General features: G+C 52.2%; 1 tRNA gene and 2 rRNA genes. All 3 read left to right on the top strand.

Annotated elements, in window-relative coordinates:
- Nucleotides 1–2408: ribosomal RNA gene (locus tag H926_RS0109195) — 23S ribosomal RNA — on the top strand; the annotation flags it as partial.
- A gap of 48 nt (nt 2409–2456) precedes the next feature.
- Nucleotides 2457–2572, top strand: a 5S ribosomal RNA gene (gene rrf / locus H926_RS0109190).
- A gap of 5 nt (nt 2573–2577) precedes the next feature.
- Nucleotides 2578–2653, top strand: a tRNA-Val gene (locus H926_RS0109185).
- The last annotated feature ends 56 nt before the right edge of the window (nt 2654–2709 follow it).

Raw genomic sequence — 2709 nt, 5'->3', positions numbered from 1 at the left:
GGAAAGGTGAAAAGCACCCCGGAAGGGGAGTGAAAGAGATCCTGAAACCGTGTGCCTACAAATAGTCAGAGCCCGTTAACGGGTGATGGCGTGCCTTTTGTAGAATGAACCGGCGAGTTACGATCCCGTGCGAGGTTAAGCTGAAGAGGCGGAGCCGCAGCGAAAGCGAGTCTGAATAGGGCGTTTAGTACGTGGTCGTAGACCCGAAACCAGGTGATCTACCCATGTCCAGGGTGAAGTTCAGGTAACACTGAATGGAGGCCCGAACCCACGCACGTTGAAAAGTGCGGGGATGAGGTGTGGGTAGCGGAGAAATTCCAATCGAACCTGGAGATAGCTGGTTCTCCCCGAAATAGCTTTAGGGCTAGCCTTAAGTGTAAGAGTCTTGGAGGTAGAGCACTGATTGGACTAGGGGTCCTCATCGGATTACCGAATTCAGTCAAACTCCGAATGCCAATGACTTATCCTTAGGAGTCAGACTGCGAGTGATAAGATCCGTAGTCAAAAGGGAAACAGCCCAGACCGCCAGCTAAGGTCCCAAAGTGTGTATTAAGTGGAAAAGGATGTGGAGTTGCTTAGACAACTAGGATGTTGGCTTAGAAGCAGCCACCATTTAAAGAGTGCGTAATAGCTCACTAGTCGAGTGACTCTGCGCCGAAAATGTACCGGGGCTAAATACACCACCGAAGCTGCGGATTGATACCAATGGTATCAGTGGTAGGGGAGCGTTCTAAGGACAGTGAAGTCAGACCGGAAGGACTGGTGGAGTGCTTAGAAGTGAGAATGCCGGTATGAGTAGCGAAAGACGGGTGAGAATCCCGTCCACCGAATGCCTAAGGTTTCCTGAGGAAGGCTCGTCCGCTCAGGGTTAGTCAGGACCTAAGCCGAGGCCGACAGGCGTAGGCGATGGACAACAGGTTGATATTCCTGTACCACCTCTTTATCGTTTGAGCAATGGAGGGACGCAGAAGGATAGAAGAAGCGTGCGATTGGTTGTGCACGTCCAAGCAGTTAGGCTGATAAGTAGGCAAATCCGCTTATCGCGTATGCTGAGCTGTGATGGGGAAGCTCCTTATGGAGCGAAGTCTTTGATTCCCCGCTGCCAAGAAAAGCTTCTAGCGAGATAAAAGGTGCCTGTACCGCAAACCGACACAGGTAGGCGAGGAGAGAATCCTAAGGTGTGCGAGAGAACTCTGGTTAAGGAACTCGGCAAAATGACCCCGTAACTTCGGGAGAAGGGGTGCTTTCTTAACGGAAAGCCGCAGTGAATAGGCCCAAGCGACTGTTTAGCAAAAACACAGCTCTCTGCGAAGCCGTAAGGCGAAGTATAGGGGGTGACACCTGCCCGGTGCTGGAAGGTTAAGGAGAGGGGTTAGCGTAAGCGAAGCTCTGAACTGAAGCCCCAGTAAACGGCGGCCGTAACTATAAAGGTCCTAAGGTAGCGAAATTCCTTGTCCGGTAAGTTCCGACCCGCACGAAAGGTGTAACGATTTGGGCACTGTCTCAACCAGAGACTCGGTGAAATTATAGTACCTGTGAAGATGCAGGTTACCCGCGACAGGACGGAAAGACCCCGTGGAGCTTTACTGTAGCCTGATATTGAATTTTGGTACAGTTTGTACAGGATAGGCGGGGGCCATTGAAACCGGAGCGCTAGCTTCGGTGGAGGCGCTGGTGGGATACCGCCCTGACTGTATTGAAATTCTAACCTACGGGTCTTATCGACCCGGGAGACAGTGTCAGGTGGGCAGTTTGACTGGGGCGGTCGCCTCCTAAAGTGTAACGGAGGCGCCCAAAGGTTCCCTCAGAATGGTTGGAAATCATTCGTAGAGTGCAAAGGCATAAGGGAGCTTGACTGCGAGACCTACAAGTCGAGCAGGGACGAAAGTCGGGCTTAGTGATCCGGTGGTTCCGCATGGAAGGGCCATCGCTCAACGGATAAAAGCTACCCCGGGGATAACAGGCTTATCTCCCCCAAGAGTCCACATCGACGGGGAGGTTTGGCACCTCGATGTCGGCTCATCGCATCCTGGGGCTGTAGTCGGTCCCAAGGGTTGGGCTGTTCGCCCATTAAAGCGGTACGCGAGCTGGGTTCAGAACGTCGTGAGACAGTTCGGTCCCTATCCGTCGTGGGCGTAGGAAATTTGAGAGGAGCTGTCCTTAGTACGAGAGGACCGGGATGGACGCACCGCTGGTGTACCAGTTGTTCTGCCAAGGGCATAGCTGGGTAGCTATGTGCGGAAGGGATAAGTGCTGAAAGCATCTAAGCATGAAGCCCCCCTCAAGATGAGATTTCCCATAGCGTAAGCTAGTAAGATCCCTGAAAGATGATCAGGTTGATAGGTTCGAGGTGGAAGCATGGTGACATGTGGAGCTGACGAATACTAATAGATCGAGGACTTAACCATATAATATGTAGCAATGTTATCTAGTTTTGAAGGAATATGCCTTCATAGTTTGGTGATGATGGCAGAGAGGTCACACCCGTTCCCATACCGAACACGGAAGTTAAGCTCTCTAGCGCCGATGGTAGTTGGGACCTTGTCCCTGTGAGAGTAGGACGTTGCCAGGCAAAATGGAGGATTAGCTCAGCTGGGAGAGCACCTGCCTTACAAGCAGGGGGTCGGCGGTTCGATCCCGTCATCCTCCACCATTTAGCCGACTTAGCTCAATTGGTAGAGCAACTGACTTGTAATCAGTAGGTTGGGG

The sequence above is a fragment of the Novosphingobium sp. B-7 genome (assembly GCF_000410615.1).
Taxonomy (GTDB): domain Bacteria; phylum Pseudomonadota; class Alphaproteobacteria; order Sphingomonadales; family Sphingomonadaceae; genus Novosphingobium; species Novosphingobium capsulatum.
This window is presented reverse-complemented; position numbering and strand designations above follow the sequence as displayed.